Source organism: Paenibacillus sp. FSL H3-0469 (genome assembly GCF_038051945.1).
Taxonomy (GTDB): Bacteria; Bacillota; Bacilli; order Paenibacillales; family Paenibacillaceae; genus Paenibacillus_AQ.
In genome coordinates this window covers 6,576,851-6,597,384 of sequence record NZ_CP150302.1, presented here as the reverse complement: position 1 = coordinate 6,597,384, position 20,534 = coordinate 6,576,851, and the positions used below count along the sequence as shown (strand labels likewise).

The window sequence follows — 20,534 nt, the reverse complement described above, 5'->3', positions numbered from 1 at the left end:
CTTCACCGCCTTTTATTTCTTCAACATTTGTCTGTATTCTCTGAGTTGTTGAATTGTATCTCTAGTCTCAGAATTCGGTATTCTATATGCTTTTCTAAAGTTAATCAACTTTTCCTTCGCCTCAATCTCCATTTGAATAATATTTGAGCCGTTTGCTCTTCCAGTTCTGTACTGAGTTGCATGAATAAATTCTTCAAACACCGCAGATGTAGAAGGATTGGGCCTAAAAGCTATAGTAGTTGCATCTAAAGTTGATGCTTCAACCCCATGATAATTCAACAGTGGAAGTGCCTCATCTTCTTTTACGATCAGACCACCTTGCTTTTCAAAAGCATTTTTCATCCTATTGAACCTATCAGCATCCATGGGGATATGGACTGGACCACCATCAAACCGATTAATAGCATTACTCGTCCCCTCAGCCTGCATCCTAAGATTAACCGAATTAGCCGCCTTAACCTCATCATTCGTCAGAGTGGTTGGAATACCTTGTTGTCTCAGTTTACTATACAGCCCACTCGGGCTATTCGACAACATCTCCTGAACAGTCTGATTCCCTACTGCTGCACTAGTTTGCTGCGCTGCTTTCTGGATTGCCTTAGTTCCAGCTATTTCTGCTGCATCCTTTACCACAGCTGATGTGAAAAATTTAGCTGTTACTTTTTCCGTTAACTGGATAGTACCTTTAACGCTAGATTTAACAATTGCAGACCCACCAAAAGTAGCGGCAGTAAGCAGCAAGTTAGCAGAACCTGCACTTCTTTGTAGGAACGATTTGTCCTTGCCGAAAGCAAGCTTAGCATCGTCGCCTATCATTAGGTTAAACGTATTTACAACTAAGTTCTTCGTTCCATTTTTAACGGCATTAAACACAGAGCCGCTGCCCGAGCTCTTTGCAGCAGACTTAACAGGTACTGGATCTTTCTTCACGACTGCTTTAGTTGCCTGGACAACTTGTTCTTCTTTCTTTGCTTTTTTCAGATCTGCTGCCAAAACTGTATTTTTCTGCTGCAACTTTGATATTGCAGCCGCCGCTGCACTTCCAGATGCCGATGGACGTGAGCTACTAGTTGAGCCACTGTTTGATGTTGCCGGCGGCTTTGTTACCGTGGCTGGTGGAGTTGCTTTATTATTATTTGCTGGCGCCGACGAAGCAGACTTCTTCGAATTCTGTGCAGGCTTCGTTGGTGCTGGCGGCTCTTGTTTTGGAGGCGGTGTGGACGCCTTCTGCTTAGCCAGAAACAGATGCTCTTGGCGGTCCGCAGCAGCGTCGTTTCGGTTGATCTGGCTTTGAATGGAGCTTGCCGTGGCTTTGTGGCCAGTCGGATCGATATACTGGATCGGATCATTATTGGCATAAGTGTAGAGATTGAGACTGAGCGGGTTATTGTCTTCCCCCCAGTAGCTGTCTTCTGACAGGAAACGCCCGATGTACGGATCGTAATAACGTGCCCGAAGGTAGTACAGCCCTGTCTCCCCATCATAATACTCTCCTGCATAACGGATGGATTCCGAATAGGACTCGATGCTTAAAGTAGGATTACCAAAGACATCATAGTCATATTGGTTCTGTACTTCTCCTGCAGATGATACAGTTTGCACAACATCTCCGTGTCCATTGAACAAATAGTAGGTATATGCCTTAGCCTGATTCATTCTGGCAATGTAGTTAATGCCCCGGATGTAACGGACATTGAGTTTGCTGCTTCCGTCCATCTCCAGAATCACATGCTGACGGTCATATACATAATTCGTTTCCTTTGCTATTTTCCCTGCTTTAGCACTGCTTACCGTTTTCTTTACCCGTAAGCCGTCTCCATTATAAACATAATCTACAGTTGTCCGGTCTCCCGCCTTCACCTTGACAGCTTTCGTTAAACGGTTGAACCCGTCATAGGCTTGAGTTACTTTTTCGATAAGACTATTAATTTCTTTAGTCTGTGCCTCGTAAGTATCTCCCCCGGTAGACTGGTGCATTGCTGTTGTATGAGGCTGGGTATAGGCTGTCCGTTGGCTAAGCTCATTCCCGTTCTTATCAAAAAGATAATCTACAGTTTTGAGCAGCAACTCCTTCCCTGATGTATCGCTCATCCGCTCTTCAAGCTTCATCAACTGATTACTTGAAGAATACAGGTATTCACTCTTCTTCAATTTATACTGAAGTGCTTGCTTGGTATCCGGGAAGATATAACTGCTAGGCTGCAGCGAGGTATAGGTCTCCAGCATAGACTGCCGGTTTCCTGCCCCATCATAGGCATAGACCGTCGTCTTGCCCGGTGACTCTACCTGCTTAATACGGCCAGCATCATCGTAGCTGTATGCAGTTGATCCAAAACTATCTGTCTTGGTAATCTGCCGGCCAGCATCATCATAGGTATAACGGTAACTGGATATCTCAGAACCATTATTCCGTTTGTTTGTTAAGGTTAGCAGACGATTGTTCAGATCGTACGTATAGACCTCCTTGAGGCCATCTTCATACTGTACCATCGTACGGTTGCCATTCTTATCATAGGAATAGGCAGTTTCTTTACCATCATAGTCAACACGGGCCATCCGGCTGGACTTGTCATACTGGTAAGTTGTGGTGTAGCTCAAGGTGTCTGTTACCGATTCTACATTTCCAATTACATCGTAAGTGTATTTGATCTGAACCTTACTGTCTTTACTAATCTGGAGCAGCTGATTCTGGGAATTATAAGTGTAGCTATACGTTCCACTCTCGTCATTCATGCCAGTCCGATTTCCAGCTTCGTCATAGCTATAGTTAATTTTGTCCCCTGTCTCCGCCACTTTCATTTCAGTTAACAGATTCTGACTATTGTAAGAATATACCGTATTATTCCCCTCATGGTCGATCATACGCTGTTTGTTCAATGCCAGATCATAGGTGTAACTGATGGTTGCATTGCCAGCATCCGTGACGGATTGCAGCACCCCAAAAGATCCATAGCGGTATTGCGTAACTTTACCTCTTCCGTCTTTCATGGACTGCTTGTTGCCCATACGGTCATAGCTATAGCTGACCTCCACATCCAGCGCATCAGTAACCTGAGTTAAGCGTCCAGCATTATCATATTCATAGCGAATAGAGTTACCAAGAGCATCCGTTTTTTGAATAAGGTTACCGTAGATATTGTACTGATAAGCAGTAGTGAATTTACTTGTACCATTTTTACTAGCTAATACCGGATCAATAGCAGCAGTCACACGATTGCCTAAATCATAATGATAAATAATTCCATACCGGGAGCCATCGGTCTCTCCTGCCGCATAGCCTTTAGCATCAATGCTCTTGACCATATTGCCCTTCGCATCATAAATCTTCTTGCCAACCACTGTACCATATGGGTCAATGGTAAGAGATACTCTATTTAATTTGTCATAGGTGTATGACATACTGTAGCCCTTGGCATTGGTATCTGAAATTTTATTTCCTGCCAGATCATATGCTGTTGTAAACTTGTTTCCTTCTGGATCAGTAACTACAGTAATCCGGTTAACTGGATCATACGCATACTTGGTTACGTATCCCCTCTCATCTTTATCCGAAATTTTATTTCCGGCCGCGTCATAGTTGTATTGTCTTACAATCTCTGTTGAACCTAGAGCACGAATGACCTTCTCCACGCGGTTCATAGCATCATAGGTATAATTTACAGTGTATGCCTTACGGTTAGCTGAATCAGTGGACAAAAATCCGTTCGCTCTAGGATCTGCTTCTTGAATTTTGTTGCCTAGCACATCATAGCTGTAAGTTGTAATCTGCATGATTCTATCCGGATAGGTTGAATCAATTAGATTAGCTAGATTAGGCAGAGCTGAATAACCTTCAACATTGGCCTTATCCAGCCACCCGATCCGTTTCACCATGCGGTTCTGGGAATCATACTCATACTGCTCCACATCCTTGAGATCGGAATCTCTCAACTTTTCTGATTTGATGAGATTACCATTCTTGTCATACTCCATGGATGAGCTGGCACCGCTGTTGTCAATGACGCCTTTAAGCAGATTGTTATCGAAATAGATATAAGTAGTTTCCCGGTTAGCAGAATCTTCTTTTGATCCCGATACAATCTTCTTAGTCATATTTCCTGCCGCATCATAATGGAAGCTCTCTACAGCGTAAATCACATTTCTGCTCTCATCGAGTGCAAGCGGTGATTTCTTTTCGATGAGCCTGTTTCCGGCATCATAGTTGAACAGGGTTATGCTGTCTGCTTGATCTTTTACCGACACCAGATTTCCGTTAAGATCATATTTGTTTTCAACTGTATACCCGTAGGGGTCTTTTACAACCTTTTCTTTGCCAAATGAAGTGTAGCTGGTAGTAGTTACTGCTCCAAGCGGATTGGTCTCGGAAGTCTTTCTGCCCTGCTTATCAAAGGTATACTTGAAAAACCCACCATCTGCATAAATAATTTTAGCAGGTGTTCCGTCAGGATTGACTTCATATGAAGTCGTGTTGCCCCGTTCATCCGTTCGAGCCAGCAAATGATCAAGCACATCATATTCATACCGTTTACTGTCGCCCAGAACATTGGTTTCTTTAATCAGCCGGCCTAGCCCATCATATAAATAGGTTGTACCTTTGGAAGAGCCAATATTGCCTGAGTACCTGAGACCATCCACTTTTTTGGACATCTGTCCCTTAGCATCATATTCGAGGTATTCCACGACCGTCCCTTCAGGAGATACTGTGGATAGTCTGCGGTTCATCTTGTCATACGTATACGACATCCCCTTCATACTCAAGACCTGATTGGTACTATCCAGCTCTTTCTTGTATTGATTAGGTGAGATTTCCCGAATCAGATTACCACTTAAGTCATAGATGTATCGTGTTACAGCCAATCCGCCGTCTGCAGCGGGCAGACTTTTACGCAGCACACGATCAAGTGCATCATACTCATAGCGGGTTTGCATTCCAATGGAATTGGTCTCGGTTAGAACATTGCCCGCAGCATCATATTGATATAGTGTTGAACCTTTCATAGCATCCGTCTTCTTCAGCAGCTGCTTATTATAATTATATTCGAATGAAGTTGTGTTCCCCTTAGCATCGCTCTGGCTTAACAATTGATCATTCTTAGAATAGGTATAGGTTGTTGCTGCCTCCAGACGGTCCACATATTCATTGTCAAAAACAGCACCCGGTAAAAAACCTGCACTGATATCTGCAGTCTTAACCAGTAAAGCACTTTTGGTAAGGCGTGATCTGGAGTCATAGCTGTTCCGTGTAATATCGTAGTTATTATCGCTACTCTTTTGATAAGTCGTAATCACATTCCCGGCACGGTCGTAATCCTGTTTACTCTCTCTGCCAAACGGTCCTGTAACCTGAATAACTCTTCCGCCCTTATCATAGATCTGCTGAGTAAGATCCCCCATGCTGGTCTGAGTTACGGCTCCATTTTTATTAGAGACAATGAGTTGAAAGGTTTCTGTCGAGAGCAATTTAGCAGCTTCATCATACTTCATTAGGGTAAACCGGTAATACGTATTGGTTTGATCCGCACGAATATATTCTTTTTTGGATATTTGATTACCCGCTAAATCGTAACCGTAGTAAATAGACTTCCCATTCTGGTCTGTGCTTTCCAGCAATTCGCCTTGCGATGAATAACGGAAAGACTCAGAGGTACCGTCTGGATATTCTATTAGGTAAGGAGAGCCAAAAATAGTATTGTAGCTTTTGGTCTGTTGGCCTGACTTATCCGTGTTAATAGTGACCCATTTACCTGTAAGATCATAGTCAACCGTTGTACGTGAGCCGTCAGCATAGGTTGTTTGCTTCAAACGGCCTCCAAGATCATAGAGATATGAAGTAGTATGACCAAGCTCATCCGTCTCGCTCAATACGTTACCAGAACCATCATAGATAAGCTGTTTGCCGATTTTCCCGATGCCCTGCTGTTTGTTTTCATAAGCAGCCTGGGCTGAAATAATTTCAACAGGCTTATCAACAACATTGTATTGATATAACAGACCTATAGACTGCTCTGGATGAGTAGCATTATACCCTTCTCCATCGACATCCTTGATAAGGTTGTCCCTACCATCATATTCCTTGTAAGCAATGACCTCACGATTGGTTCCGTCAAAGGCAATAGTCTTTATTAACCGGTTCTCTGCATCATATATATTCTCAATGCCAGGAGCCTGTTCCATAGCAAGAGCAGAATATCTTGAATCCACAGTTTTCAGCAAATTGCCCATCGTATCATACTGATAACGGCTTGAATTCCCCAAAGGATCAGTTGTCCCTATTGCGAAACCTAATCCATCGTAAGTATAAGAGGTTGTCCGCTCTGTTCCATCAATTACTGACGTCTCAGCAATCAGATTGCCGGACTTGTCGTATTGATAACGGCTGATTCTAGGCCCCTTGTCATTAAAAGGCTTGGAGGTAGATACCTTAAGATTTCTATAATTGTACGTATTCTCCTCAGTATCATAACCCGTACCATTGAATCGCCTCGTCTTCAGAAGGTTTCCTTCGAGATCAAATTCGTTTAAGGTCTGATAGGCCCCTCTTTCTACAAGTGATCCGTCCTCCCCTTTTTCTTTGGATGATCCTGTCTCTGACGTTATGTTTCCGGCAAAATCATATTGATAATTCTGTACAATCTGTTTAGCGCCAGTTGAATCTGCGTATTCTACAGTCTTAGTTTTATTCCCGTTTGCATCATACTCGTTAGATGTGTGAGAACGGTTAGCAGCGTCCAGGCTGACATATTGATCTGTCACTTGGTTAAGCGAATCATATGAAAAGGAGGTTATTGAAGAGTCCTTGTTAGCTCCTGCTGAATATAGCCCTTGCGTAAGTTTAATTCTGTTATTCACCGCATCATATTGGCTATTTGTATAGAAATAATCCGAAGTTCCCGCCTGATATATTTTTTGAATGGTGTTTCTACCCAATCCATCGTAGATCCACTCTGTGATTTTCCCGCCGGGAGCTTTCTCGGAGACCGGTTGCTCCATCGCGTTATAGCCATATTCTGTCGTGTTACCCAGTGCATCAGTGGCGCTAATCTTTCTTCCCAAGGCATCATAAGTATAAAGTGTAGTATGTTTGCCTTCGTCAGTGTCTGTTATGAGGTTGCCGACATAGTCATAAGTGAAGGTTGAGGCGTAATACGTCTGACGATCCGGCGTAACCTCTTGCTTGATCAATTGGCTCTCAAGGTCATAGTAGTACCTTTTACCATAGCCTTCTTCATTCGTAATCGTCATAAGCATAGGAAACTGGGGAGAAGAATTGATCTGATAATCAATTTTCACAGCTGCCTTAAGCGCCTTATCATTGTCATAGAAGGATTTCTCCACAATCTGCTGATTGCTGTCGTAGGTATAGCGAGTACTGTGTCCATTACTATTCATTTCTTTAGTCAGATTGCCAAAAGCATCATATTGCAGGGAGGATAACCTCTCCCATGTACCTTGGCTATTGATGCTATGGTTCAACAAATTCCCCTGAATATCATACTCATTCAGATACTTGTAATTCCCCGCATCCGTGTACTGGATCTTGAAGTTGGCATACGGGCTCTCCAGGTATTCGTACTGCAGCGCCTTATTATCCGGTCTGATGTTCTTGAGTACACGGCCCACTGCATCGTATTGATACGATGTCTTGTTGCCATTCGCATCGATCTCACTAAGGATATTGCCGGTCTGCATATCATAGGCGTAGGTTTTGGCATAAGTCTTGCCATCCGCCTGCTGATATTGCTTGGTCAGGTAAGCCCCTTTGGTATTTGTACCATTGGCATCGATACTATATTCATAGTACGTGGTGAAATCCTGCGAACGGTCATGTGCCGTTTTACGGATCAGATTGCCATAGGAATCATAGGCGTACTCTGTGACTAGCCAGGGATTCGCCGGATCATTCGTTGCTTTGCTCTCTTTAATTACATTGCCTTTACTGTCAAGCTCATAGTTGGTCTGAGCCGCCCTATTCTGATCCAGCTTCCAGGTCTTCTGGGTCAGAATATGATATTTATTAATATCATAGGTAAATAGTTCGGTGTGTTCATTGTTCACCGGATAACCCTTGCTGTCACGTTCAGCAATGGGTCCGGTATGACTGGTCATATTGCCGTACTCATCATAACGGTAGTTCTCAATGCTATGAACCGGCTCACCTGTAGCCTGTCCGCCAGCTACTTGATAGATAAGCGTCTCTTGTTTCTTGACCAACTTCAGCTCATCATGCTCACTGGTAACGGTCTCCTTGTGATTCTTTCCCAGCTTCTCAGTGAGAATCATTTCCTGATTACCGTTGTATGTATATTTCACAGTGCTGCCGTTAACATCTGTAATGGTTGTGTAATAACGGTATGTATCTTTAAGATAGGCCTTATCATCCTGCTTATAGTCTGCCGTGCCGTACCCGTCAGCTTCATTGGTATAGGTGTAGGTCTTCTTGTTATAGGTATCGGTTACGAATTTATCCAGAAAGTTGGGTTTGGCAGGATCGAACCCTTTCTTGATCAGATCATTACTCTCAAAAATCTTTCTGTACTGCATACTGCCTTCGTTCAACCGTTTAGTGTAGGTGTTGTATACATAGCTCTTCGCCTTATTGCTCTTCACTTCATCTACCAGTACAAGATTCTCGTAACGGGAATACGCAGAATATTTATCTTTATTGAAGTAGGTGAAGCCCAGATCAGGCTGTTCATACCAGAACATGAATTTCGGTTTCGCATCCGTGTCATACACCCTCTGCAGCCGGGTCCGTATAACATGCTTGGAATCATTAACGAGCGCCGCTGACTTGTCATACACAATACTTTTATCTCCCGGAAGATGGACAATCACTTGGAACTTACCCTTTAGGTCTCCGGAATCCGTGTTATTGGGGCTTTGCGATGCGTTATAATAGTTGTTCGCACTTACAGAAGAATCAATGCTGATCGGGCCTACTGTGTAATTGAAATCCTCTTTGTATTCAATCGTTGTATCGCGCCCCACTGAATCCGTAATTTTGGAGATCAGCTTCTTGTTAATGGAATGACCATCCATATAATAATTCAATGATTCATACTGAAAATTAATAGTGTTGCCATACCGGTCCACGATACCCAAGATCCGGCCGTCTTCGGCGAAATAGGTGTTCTTCCCATCCTTGCCTGTCATTACATACTTGGAGGTTCCGTCTGCTTGTCCATTGTGATAAGCGGCAGTCTCACGGACTACCACATCTTTCACAGTCTGGCCCTCCGGCAAAAATACATAAGCCCCATCCTGATTCGCAGGCTTAAGGCGATACACATCCCCGCTGTCTGTATGCAAAAACTTATGGCTGGAGCCGTCCGAATTGACCTTCACTTCAATATTCGGGAAGGAGAAGCGCATACCCATACCAAGGTTATATCTATCCTCATAGAAGGAGGAGGTTTTGGCGTAAGAGAAGGCTCTGTCTACCCACGCTCCGTCTACATAATTCACTTCCATCTCTTGCACATTCGCTGTTTCATTCTTATAGATTCGTTTGAATTCAAGATCTAATCCGTTCTTGCCAGGCAGGACATAATCTGTCTGAGTGATGGTTAGTGAACCACTCTGAGGACTAATTTCGTCAATCGTTTCATTGGTTCTTAAATATGCCGGTGAGAGCATAGTATTGTACTTTTGTTTGGGACCTACCAGATTGTTCAATTGATCCTGTAAAGTCTCGGCACTTGCTGCCGGTAAGAAAAACATCATCAAGATAAAAGAAGCCAATGATATTCGGATACATGCTTTCTTCACAAAGCTACCCCCGTCTGCCTGTTAAATTATTCTCCGTACTTTTCCGTATAGGTTTGGGCCATAATCATTTCATCTGAAAAACCTTGCGCAACTCTAGCAACTACAACTTTGGCTGACTCTCCAAGCTTCTGTGCCAGTACAAAAGCATGTGTAACCTGCTGCTCGGAAAGCTTACCATCCCCAGTATATTTACGAACTTCTTCCTCTGTTATCTGAACCCTTGGAAATGGATTTCCGCTATACAATACCTTTTCCCGTTCGAAAACACTGCTCCATTTACCATTTTTCAGTTTCTCATTCAATAAATTTCCAAACAGCTTACCGGTTACGAAAGATAGCCTGTCCGCGATCATAATATCGTCAGAGGTCGCTCCTTGCACCTGCATTAGCAGCTCAAGTTCTTCTGATTCGAAGGATCTGGGGATAAACTCTTTATGAGTCTCACGATATTGGGTGAAAAGTGTCTCCCAGGTCTTGCCTGCGCTTCTGGCCTCAAGCAATGCGGTCCAATCATTCACATTCCCGAAGTTGTGGTATAAGAAGTCGTAGGCGATCATGACAGCAGCACGGCTATATCCGCCGGCAACCAGCTCTTCAATCTGCTTACGGTATGTCTCTTGAACACTGAAATCTTTCAGGAACTGATCATATGAACTCTGAACCACTTCAGACTGTACAGGTCCAGCATTCGTTTCCTGACCTTCTTCAGTCTCCGCTTTAGGAGTAACGGCCACCTTAGCATAGGCAAATACTCCTGCCTGGAACACCAAAACTAGAATGATGATTAAAGCGGAAGCTTGAATGACCTTGCGTTTGTTCATTCCTCTTAACTCCTCTATTAGTAATTAGGATTCATCGCCTGAATTTCTTGTCTGACTGCTTCACCTGGATTTTCCGGTCTCACATCCTGCACCGTAGGCGGATTGATATCGGGAATCAGTGACTCCTTTTCTTCGGTTACAATATTATTGGGGTCAGGGTCCCTCTCTGAAACTTCAAGATCGGGTGCTTCATTCCCCTGCTGTAATTGCTCCAGCATCCTCTTCTCCAGAGCGTCCAGCGTTACTATCTCGCTCTCTTTGAGTGTGATGGTTTGTTGTTCTTTAGTTTCCTGATACTTTTTGGGGTCAGTGCTATAGTCCTTGAGATTCAGCCCAATCTGCAGCGACAGTAAATATTCATTCATTACGGCCTCCATGGAACCGAACTCTTGCTGCAAGGTAAGAAGGAGAGTAACGGCCTCTCCCTCATTAAATTGCTCATTAATCGTTACATACGTATATTGCAATCCCTCTTCATCTGAACGGAACGGTTCTGCGGATGCTTCTGGTTTCTCCACCATAGACGCTACGCTGCTGACTACTTCTTTTAACTGCTGCATGGTTCTCTCTGCCAGCATTTTGGCTTCCATGATCTCGTCATCCTGGAAGCCCTTCTGACGAAGTTCCTTAAGTAACTCCTCACCCAGACCAGCCTCATGAAGCAGATTTGAACGCCCCTGCTTGTCTTCCGTATTGTTCGCTGGAAGCTGCTGCTTCAGAGACTCCGTAATTTCATTCCATGAAGAACCTGATTTTTTCATTTCCATAATCTTTACTGCCGCAACTCCGCTCAGGTTAGAGAGCTCGGCCGCCGTCTGTTCATCTTGTTGCTGGGAAGACTCTTGTACTGCTGAATCCCGGTTAAGTCTTGGAAAGGTCACAATGGCTGCTTCAGCCAGCAACGCCACTATGATTGCTATGGATATATATCTGTATTTTCGCTTGCGGATCATTACCATTCTCCTTACTTATCATTCAATCTACTGTAACTTTTACGTTGCTATCACCCGTTATTTTCGATTTGAAAGTGAGCGTAGCAATCTCTCCAGACCAAGAGGTTCCGGGTACAACATTCTGATCGATGGAATAAGTGATTTTCCCAGGGGTATATGTAGCAGTTAAATTAGAACCGGCAATCTTTCCATTAGAGAGATCTCTGGCTGGAGTGAAATCATATAAGTCGGTTAATTCAAGCTCATCCGGATTATAGGTCACTACAAATTCCAGTTCGCTGAAATCCTGCACATTCTGAGCCAGCAGAGTCAGACTTGCTTCCTTATCCTTCTTAACTTTAAGCACGTAATCCGGACTGGTAGTACTCTTCTGTAGAGAAGGGCTCCAGGCAGTCACTCCTGATGTATTTTTTGCTCTTACCCGGTACGTATGAGCGGTTCCCGAAGTAAGCTCGTTATGCTGATAGGTTATATTGTTACCGACATCGATCGTCTTTCCATCTACTTCAAGCTGGTAGCCATTCGCCCCGTCCATCTTCTCCCAGCGCAATTCAATCGAGTTGTTTTGGGCAAATCCATCTATTTTGGAAGGGGAGTCAGGCAGGTTGGGAAGTGTAGAGAGTGCTAATACTGCCACCCAGTCTCCAAGTTCATTTCCTTGCTTCACTCTAATTTTATAGAGATGGTATTCTTCCGCTTTCAGTCCGGTATGATTATAAATCGTGTCCGCAGCGTTATCCAATAATTTGCCGTCTACTTCTATTTCATATCTTGCATTCGCGGCAACCGTATCCCAGGACAGAGTTATAGACTTATTCGTCACTACCGCTACTACATTTGTTAAGGAATCTGTATTCATTCCTGCAGGCATGGTAGTCATGGTTATCGGTTTGGACCATTCGCTTGTTCCGCTAATATTAGCGGCTCTGATTCTATAGGTATGTTTGGAATCTGCAGCGAGCTGGTCATGCACGAACAGATTCTCCTTCACAGTGGTTATAGTACCGCCATCCACTTCAATATCGTAGCTATCCGTGTGAGGAACATTGTGCCAAGATGCTGTAATCTGTCCTTCATCCGCTGTAGTCATGATGTTCGTGGGTACATCCGGTATTTCCGGATGAGTGGTTACATCCAGAGGAGAGCTCCACTTACTTTTGCCTCCTATATTAACTGCGCGAATTCTATAGGTATGACCGCTAAGTGCATCTAATCCTTCATGTGTATAGCTGGTCAATTGCTTGTTGTCGATAATTAGCCCGTCCACCTCAATCTCGTAGCCGCTGGCCCGTTCCATCTCCTCCCACTTCACAGTTACCGTATGAATATCCTGCACTGCAGATATTTCCGTAGGGGTCTCTGGCGGATTAGGCCAAGTCTGTTGTATGGCGGGCGCGCTCCATTCACTCACCCCTCCTAAGTTACCTGCTCTTACACGATAGGTATGATCCGTTGAAGCTTCCAGATCTTTGTGCGTGAAGGAGTTAAGGGTTCCGTTATCCGTCACAACTCCATCGGCTTCCACTTCATACCGCGTAGCATGAGGAACCAAATCCCAGGTTAATGAAACGAATTTCTGCGATGGGACTGTCAATAAATTGACAGGAGAAACCGGCGGTTCAGGCAGTGTCATTTGAGTAAAAGCCTGACTCCAGCTACTCGTACCTCCCGGATTGATAATTCTAACTCTATAGGTGTGCTGAGTATTGGATAATAATCCATTGTGCGTATAGGAAGTAGAGGTTCCATTATTGATAATCGCTCCACCTGCCTCTACCTCATAACCTAAGGCACCCGCTGATGGAGGCCATGCAAGCTTAATCCATTGCTGTGAAGCTTCTGCAGTAATTCCGCCCGGTGCAGCGGCTAGTGTAGTTCCGCTTGCCGGCCCTCCGAACCCTGTCTCTACCCCTTCGTTATTTCTTGCTTTTACCTGGAAGGAGTAAGAAGTATTTGCTGTTAAACCGTTAATCACTACTGTCTTATTAGACGGGGTAAACCATACAGGCGAAGAACTGAGAGTGCCGGAAGGAGTAACATATGCAGTACCCGATTGAATCAAATATTGGGTTGAAGCTGCATTCTGATCATGAAGCTGCATCATTAGCGAGGTTTCACCATTTTGCTGAACAGATAGTGATGGAACCTGCGCTCTCGTATAGACATTCTGCTCATGAACAGCGATATTCCCCACTTTATCTCTGGCTTCAATCTTGGTATAAAATGCGGTATTGGAGGTTAATCCTGTTGCAGTAAAGCTTGGCTGTGTAGTCCATCCGCTCGACTGACTTCCGACTGTGTAATGATATGGAACGTTATCCAATCCTGATATGGAATCTGCGGCTGTTCCCGATATCTGAACCTGTGAGTCTGAAGAAATAATATTGATATTTCCAATCACCGGAGGGGATTTATCTACAAAGATGGTTACAGAATTCTGAGTGGTGACTTTTCCGTCATTGGCTGTAAAGCGGATGGTATGGCTGCCTTCCGGTAAAGCTGCTATGTTCAATGGATTAAAGGATACATTTTGAGTTGTAGCTGTATTGGTTATCGTCTTACTTTCCCTTGCAGCTGCCTCTGAATCTATATAATATTTCAGCTCTAGCGCATCACCATTCGAATCTGATACCCCTATTACAGGAATGAACAGGGAGCTTGGGCCAAGCTGCTGTCCGTTGGGTGTTGGTATGGTAATTGTAGGGGCTGCATTGGAGATTAAATTTTGCGCTGGGAGATATTCAGATAGTGAGTTTCTCCAGCCATTAGAAGGCTCATATGGCCTATGGTTACTATCCCCTGCATATACCCCAATACTGATCTTTGTTGGAATTCCACCAGTCAGTTCTCCCCCATGCTGCACAACAAAATCACTTGCATTGGATATAAATGTGTTGCTGGTAGTGAAATTCCAATCCAAATTTTCTACACTTGTATGTGTATAGTACTCTGCACTTGAACCATTGCTCGAATTACTCGCATAAACAGCTATGTCCAAGTATCTTGTACGTTGATATCCATTGTCCCAAAGGGTTCTTGAGCCTGAAGTCATAACGGCTGCATGGTCCAAGGCGATATCGTAGATCATTTGTCTTGTTGATAGATCAAAGCGAATATTCTTGAGCGTAATTCCTGGCATATCCAACGTAATTTCCGCAATATTACCCATGTCCGGAACATATTCAGCCGTTTTTATGAAACCATCGAAGTGGAGATCTGCAAAGCTAATAATATTAGACTCCCCTGCTGCTTTAACCTGTGATCCCCCTGGAAATAGAATCAACGTAACCATTAAAAAAACACATAAAATAGATATCCATCTTTTCAGCATATCCTTCATAGTTCCTCTCCTACCGCTATTAAATCTACTCTATGGTATAGGTTACTTTAGTAAATTGATTCGTCTTCGCATTGAAAATAATCGTGTTCATCGCAGCCTTATTGCTCATTTGTACGCTGAAGACAATTTTCCCCGGTTCAAACTGGATTACATTCACTGGTGTTCCTGCTATACTGCCAATCTCAAGCTCTATGTCCGGGGTCTCTGCGCGCAAATCCATGACTTCAAGATCATTGGCATTATAGGTGACTGTAACTCTGCGCTCGGATTTGTCACTTTTATAAGGGATGATCATTACAAAATTAAGCTGAGTATCCTTTTCCGGCTTGATCGTTACTGCAGGAGTCGTTGTTTTCTTCAAAAGCTCTGACCAGTCGCTGGTGGCTCCTGCATTCTTAGCCCGGACACGATAAGCGTGCATTGTATTGGGCTCAAGTCCGCTGTGTGTGTATTCCAACTGATTGGAATTCGAAATCACTTGTCCATCTACTTCCAAATCATAGCCGGATGCACCATTCACGGAATCCCAGGCAAGCTTGACCGAATTCACAGTAACTTCGCCTCTAAAATTCTTAGGCACCTCTGGTGCTGTAACCCCAGTTACAATCGTAGTCCATTCACTCCAATCACTTACGACCTGAGTGTTCTTGGCCCGTATCCGGTAATTGTGCTTAGTGTTTGGCAGCAATCCGGTGTGTGTAAAAGTTACCTTGCTACCATTGTCTATAATTGTACCGTCCGCTTCAATTTCATAGCCGGTGGCTCCCTTAACGGAATCCCAGGATAATCGGATTTGATTGCTCTTGGTCTCAGTCTTTACGTTTCCCGGAATCCCGAGTACGGTTGAAATCGTCAGCGGTTCGCTCCATTCTCCAAGGAAGCTTCCCTGCTTCGCTCTGACCCGATAATTATGCCAGGAATAGGGTTCTAATCCAGTATGCTTATAGGATAGCGATTCTTCGTTATTCAGAACTTCACCATCTACCAGGAGATCATAGCCGGTCGCACTCTCTACCTTATCCCACGTAAATTCAATACTTGTATTCTTGGCTAAGGCCTTCAGATTAGAGGGTTTGCCGAAGGTAGTGGTTGCAGATACGTATCCGCTCCACTCGGCAGCTCCCGCCGCATTTATAGCTCTTACCCTATATTTGTGGGTGGAGAAGGGTGCCAGCTTCTTATGGATGTAGAGGTTATCCGTAACATTAAGAATGGTTGCCCCATCCAGTTCAATATCGTAACTTAGCGCACCTGCAACTATGTCCCAAGTTATTGTAATTTCGTTGCTCTTCGCTGAAGTCTGAATATTAGCAGGAACGCCGGCATGAGTGGAGTAAACCATCGTTTGGGTCCAGCTTCCGACTCTCTCATCATTCTTCGCCCGCACTCTGTAGGTATGCTCTGAATTCAATGCTAGCTGTGAATGTGTGAATTCTAGCTTCAATTCATTATCCAGAACGTCTCCATCTACCTCGATGTCATACCCCGTTGCTCCGGTAACTGGGTCCCATGCCACATGCACAGAGCTTCCTTCCACTTGTGCTGTAAGATTCTGCGGAACTCCGGGCAGAGTATGCACGGTGATGGTATTGCTCCATTCACTGATTCCATCATCGTTCTTAGCTCGTACACGATAACTGTGCTTACTGTTAGATTGGAGACTTCCATGTATATATGAATTATCCAGGATGTTATTATTTACGGTTCCGTCTACCTCCAAATCATAGGAGGCGGCTCCTGATACAGCATCCCAGTGCAAATGAATTGACTGCTCGTCTGCCGTTCCCTGCAGCTTAGAAGGTACTCCAACCAGAGTAGTCTTCGTAACCACTTCACTCCATGCCCCTGCTCCGCTGCTGTTCACCGCCCGGATTCGGAATACTTTGGGCATGTTCGGATTCAGATCAGTCTCCTGGTAAGTTAGCACGGCTCCTATATTCTTCGTACTGTTATTAACCTCGATTTCATAACTGGAGGCACCGATGACCGGCTCCCATTCGAGAGTAATGGTATGGCTTGTTGCATTCATTTGAATATTCAGTGGTGCAGCTGGCAAGGTCCAATAAGATGAAGTGATTGACCACTCCCCTTTGATGTCGCCACTGATTGCCCGGATACGATAGAGATGTTCAGTTCCCGGACTAAGCTCCCCCTTGGAAAAATCAGGTTCACTGCCGAGGACAGTAACCTCCTTATCGAATTCCACTTCATATCCATCTGCATTAAACAAAGCAGGCCAGTTCAATGTAATGGCTGAGTCTGTTGCACTAGCATTTATTGCTGGTATAGAAAAAGGTCTTAAAGATACAGAGGGAATCACTTCACGGGTCTGTTGCTCGCTCTCCCACGATAAGCTGGCCTGAGGATTCCCCATATCATTAGCGTATTCCATCTTCAGGTCATATTTTTTCCCCGCTTCAAGCTGGATGGTGCCTTGCTCCACATGCTGCTTCGTTGTCCAGGCATCCACCAGGAGCTGATCATTCACCCAGAGTCTGACTCCACCTGACGTTCTGGCGGAGAAGGTATATTGATCTGTATAGTTAGGTTGAATTTGCCCTGTCCATCTTACTGAGAAATGCTGGTCTGCTATCCCCGGCACACCCAGAACAGGTGGGCCAGCCAAAGAAATAGATTCATCCACCTTCACGGCCTTCTTGCCCGTAAAATCATTGCCGCTGTAATACTCGGCCTTAAGGCCCGACAGAACATACTTCAACAATGTACGTCCAGCTTGCTCATTCCCCGTATGTATTATAGGTCTTTGGTTCGAGATGACATTTCCGCCTACTGCAAATAATCCGCCTGTGGTGATATTAAGATGATTATTCACACTGACGTTGTCCCGGACAAACAGATCTCCCTGCGCTACATTTAGTTCTGCCCTTGAATTATTGGAAACCACTTCTCCAATAGACATTTCTTCGTCTACATTCATAGTTACCATAGTATTGATATTCATATTGCCTTGTACTACTATCCGTTCCGCGGATAGATCGAGCGAACCATTGTTATAGACCAAAGAACCTGCAAACAATTCATTATCTACTTGTACATTGGAATTATTATTTAAATGCACCGTCCCCTGTACCCATAGATTACCTAGATTCTCATCTGGTACAGGGTTGATAACATTAACATCCAACTCCGTATTGGCATTTAATCCTCCACGGAGGATTAGCGACCCGTACACCGTTACATTCAGCTTCCGGTTCGTATTCATGCCGTCGACGATTACAATGACAGGCTGTTCTGCGCTTCCGAACGTCACGCTTGATTCTAAATTCAATTGTCCGACTGCAATAATTGCAGGCTTCTTGCCGCTGGAGCGGATAGAGCTTTGAATAGCTTCAATATCCGAATTTCCTATTGCCACTGCATGTTGGCTAACCTGCTGTATTTGTTGTTCAATAGATTCTATTTGTTCGCGGATATGGCGGGAGATTTCTACCTGCAGGCCGTTCACCCTAATAAAAGGCGGAGCGTTGTGTATGTTGGTCATGCTTCCCGATAGAAGAACTTTGTCACCAACAACCTTATTGGGTTCAAAGGGCATACTTATTTGAGGCGGTATCAAGGCGGGAGTGTATGTATTAACCAATGAAAGTTCTATGCTATTGAGAGCCGTCTCCATTCCAGCAGCATTGATTTGACTTAACGTGAGTCTTCCATCTTCGACAGCAACCTTCTTCTTGACTGTTCTATGCTGCCCTGCTTCAAGAGTGAGTCCGTCCATCACTTTGATATTCTCAACAGAAAGGGAGTTGTTGCTGCTATATACAGAGTCACCTACGGTTACCGAGACTTCATAAGTACCATTGTCTAGTGCAATTTCCCATTTTCCATCCGGATGGATTCGTGTAAGGCTACTTATGCCGGAGTCATCGTATGTATCTCTTGAGACTGTTGCATCGGTATGATCCATGTTCCAGCCGTAGGAGTATTGGTTTTTGACGCTAAAAACGGCTCCAGAATCTGCAAGCTCTCCGTCCTGTACAGGGGCTTCTTCGGGCTGAAACCGGATCCTGAGAATACTGTCCTGTGCGGAAATTTTCATCCCTGAGAATTCTACAAAAGGTGCAAGAATTTGAGCCAAAATGATAAAACACAGTACCTTACATATAAAGCTTTTCCTATTTGTCATAAAAGACCTCCGCTCATTTAACACTTCAATTAAAAAAGGGCGCAAAAAAACCACCGGAAAGAGCGGCCCGGCTACCATTCACAGATGGGTATCTCCCGCCCTGTGGTAAGGCCCGTGGCTTTGCGTCCCTGACTTTCGTACAGGTTTGCCTTTTTAGTTCTAATGGTTAAATTCATGCGAAATCATTTTGAATTCACTTCAAATACAATCTGTACTTACCTTGGCAATAATACCCTATATTTGAATCATATAATATTGTTATTTCTGTGAACATTTAAACCCAGCATCTTCCGCACCACCACCCAGCTCCCCAGCGGCGCCGCACCTAGCAGCAGCATAAGCAGCGTAATGGTCTGCGGAGATTGGTCCAGTGACAGCACGGCGATGAAGATCAGCAGACCAAGGAGGCGGCCGCTCATCAGGCTAAGCTCTCTTAGCACTACCAATTCCACGCGTTTGCCGGCGCTCTCCTCGGACACTCCCATAAGGTCGAAGCTGGTGGACAGCATCGGCAGCATGTAGAGCGGCAGGCAGAGTGAGGTCCCGATTCCCATGATCAGGAGGGTGGTAAAATTCACCTTCCACAGCAGCGGAAGAAGGAAGGCGATGAGCAGCAGACTGCCTGCCAGCATACCGCCGAGCCGGGCACGGGGCTTGAACCATCTGCCGGCCGCATAATAGCTGATCAGGGAGACGGCGGAGGTCAGCAGGGCGAACTGTCCCAGCTTGCTCTCCTCCTGTGCAGCAATGTAGACGAGCAGACCGATCAGGAAGGAGAATACGCCTTCCCGGATACCCTGGAACACTAGCGCCGCCGCAACTGGCCGCCAAGGACTGCGCCTGCGGGTAAGCTCGCGCCAGGGCTCCAGCCAGAGATAGGCTTCGCCGCGCGGCCGTTTGCGCAGCCAGAAACTTAGCACAGCAGCCACCCCATAGATACATAAAGACAATATGAATACCATACGGTAGCCTTGTCCGCCTTGCCAGCGGGAGATCATCCAGCCGGACACCCAGGGGCCGGCTATTCCCGTCAGGGAACCCAGCAGACCCATCCACCCGTTATAGAAATCGCGGTTCGCAGCGTCCGTAATCTCGAAGAAAACAATGTTAAATGCCAGCCAATACAGCCCGATGGATAGCCCGAGGACCCCACCCAGCGGCCAAATATAATGCACTGCTTCTTCGCGAAGCCACAGCACCAGCAAATAAAAAAAGCCCGATACGGCAATTCCCAGCCGCAGGGCATTCATTTTGTTATGTTCTTTCACCCACTTGCCGCCCAGCCAAAAGCTGAGACCCACGGCAAGCTGCTGGGCCACGGTGAACCAGCCGATCATGGCGAAGTTCTGCCGGCTTTTCCACAGATATACGTTGAGGAACGTCCCTGCAAGCACTGTAGCCAGAAGGTATAGCCCGCCTACAGCCAGCAGCAGCGCCGCCTGTCCCCGTTCTGAACCTCTCATGCTTAACCCTCCCTGCTCGTCCTAAGACACTTCATCTATAACTAA

Annotated in this window: 6 protein-coding genes and 1 riboswitch; all 6 genes read right to left on the bottom strand. The window is 45.0% G+C overall.

The genetic code is table 11. The features are described 5' to 3' along the window. Nucleotides 1-12 precede the first annotated feature (12 nt). Nucleotides 13-9,768 carry an RHS repeat-associated core domain-containing protein gene (locus NSS83_RS28725; protein WP_341346980.1) on the bottom strand — a complete coding sequence of 3,252 codons (9,756 nt, stop codon included), beginning with the start codon at nucleotides 9,766-9,768 and terminating at the stop codon, nucleotides 13-15. A 26-nt stretch (nucleotides 9,769-9,794) separates the two neighbouring features. Then, nucleotides 9,795-10,589, bottom strand: coding sequence for a hypothetical protein (locus tag NSS83_RS28720; RefSeq protein ID WP_341187755.1), 795 nt, complete (start codon nucleotides 10,587-10,589; stop codon nucleotides 9,795-9,797). A 17-nt stretch (nucleotides 10,590-10,606) separates the two neighbouring features. Continuing rightward, on the bottom strand, nucleotides 10,607-11,548 hold the full coding sequence (locus tag NSS83_RS28715) for a hypothetical protein (protein ID WP_341346979.1): 942 nt from the start codon (nucleotides 11,546-11,548) through the stop codon (nucleotides 10,607-10,609). A 16-nt stretch (nucleotides 11,549-11,564) separates the two neighbouring features. After that, entirely contained in the window at nucleotides 11,565-14,882 is a 3,318-nt protein-coding gene (locus NSS83_RS28710; RefSeq protein WP_341346978.1) for a fibronectin type III domain-containing protein, read from the bottom strand. A 25-nt stretch (nucleotides 14,883-14,907) separates the two neighbouring features. Next, nucleotides 14,908-19,104, bottom strand: coding sequence for a PA14 domain-containing protein (locus NSS83_RS28705; RefSeq protein ID WP_341346977.1), 4,197 nt, complete (start codon nucleotides 19,102-19,104; stop codon nucleotides 14,908-14,910). Beyond that, nucleotides 19,085-19,186, bottom strand: a riboswitch (cyclic di-GMP riboswitch). It overlaps the preceding gene by 20 nt. A gap of 85 nt (nucleotides 19,187-19,271) precedes the next feature. After that, entirely contained in the window at nucleotides 19,272-20,489 is a 1,218-nt protein-coding gene (locus tag NSS83_RS28700) for an MFS transporter (RefSeq protein ID WP_341187751.1), read from the bottom strand. Nucleotides 20,490-20,534: the final 45 nt, after the last annotated feature.

Coding starts and splice junctions, on each gene's coding strand:
- NSS83_RS28715 (WP_341346979.1), bottom strand. CDS start 11,548: ATGGTAATGATCCGCAAGCGAAAATACAGATATATATCCATAGCAATC.
- NSS83_RS28700 (WP_341187751.1), bottom strand. CDS start 20,489: ATGAGAGGTTCAGAACGGGGACAGGCGGCGCTGCTGCTGGCTGTAGGC.
- NSS83_RS28705 (WP_341346977.1), bottom strand. CDS start 19,104: ATGGTAGCCGGGCCGCTCTTTCCGGTGGTTTTTTTGCGCCCTTTTTTA.
- NSS83_RS28710 (WP_341346978.1), bottom strand. CDS start 14,882: ATGAAGGATATGCTGAAAAGATGGATATCTATTTTATGTGTTTTTTTA.
- NSS83_RS28720 (WP_341187755.1), bottom strand. CDS start 10,589: ATGAACAAACGCAAGGTCATTCAAGCTTCCGCTTTAATCATCATTCTA.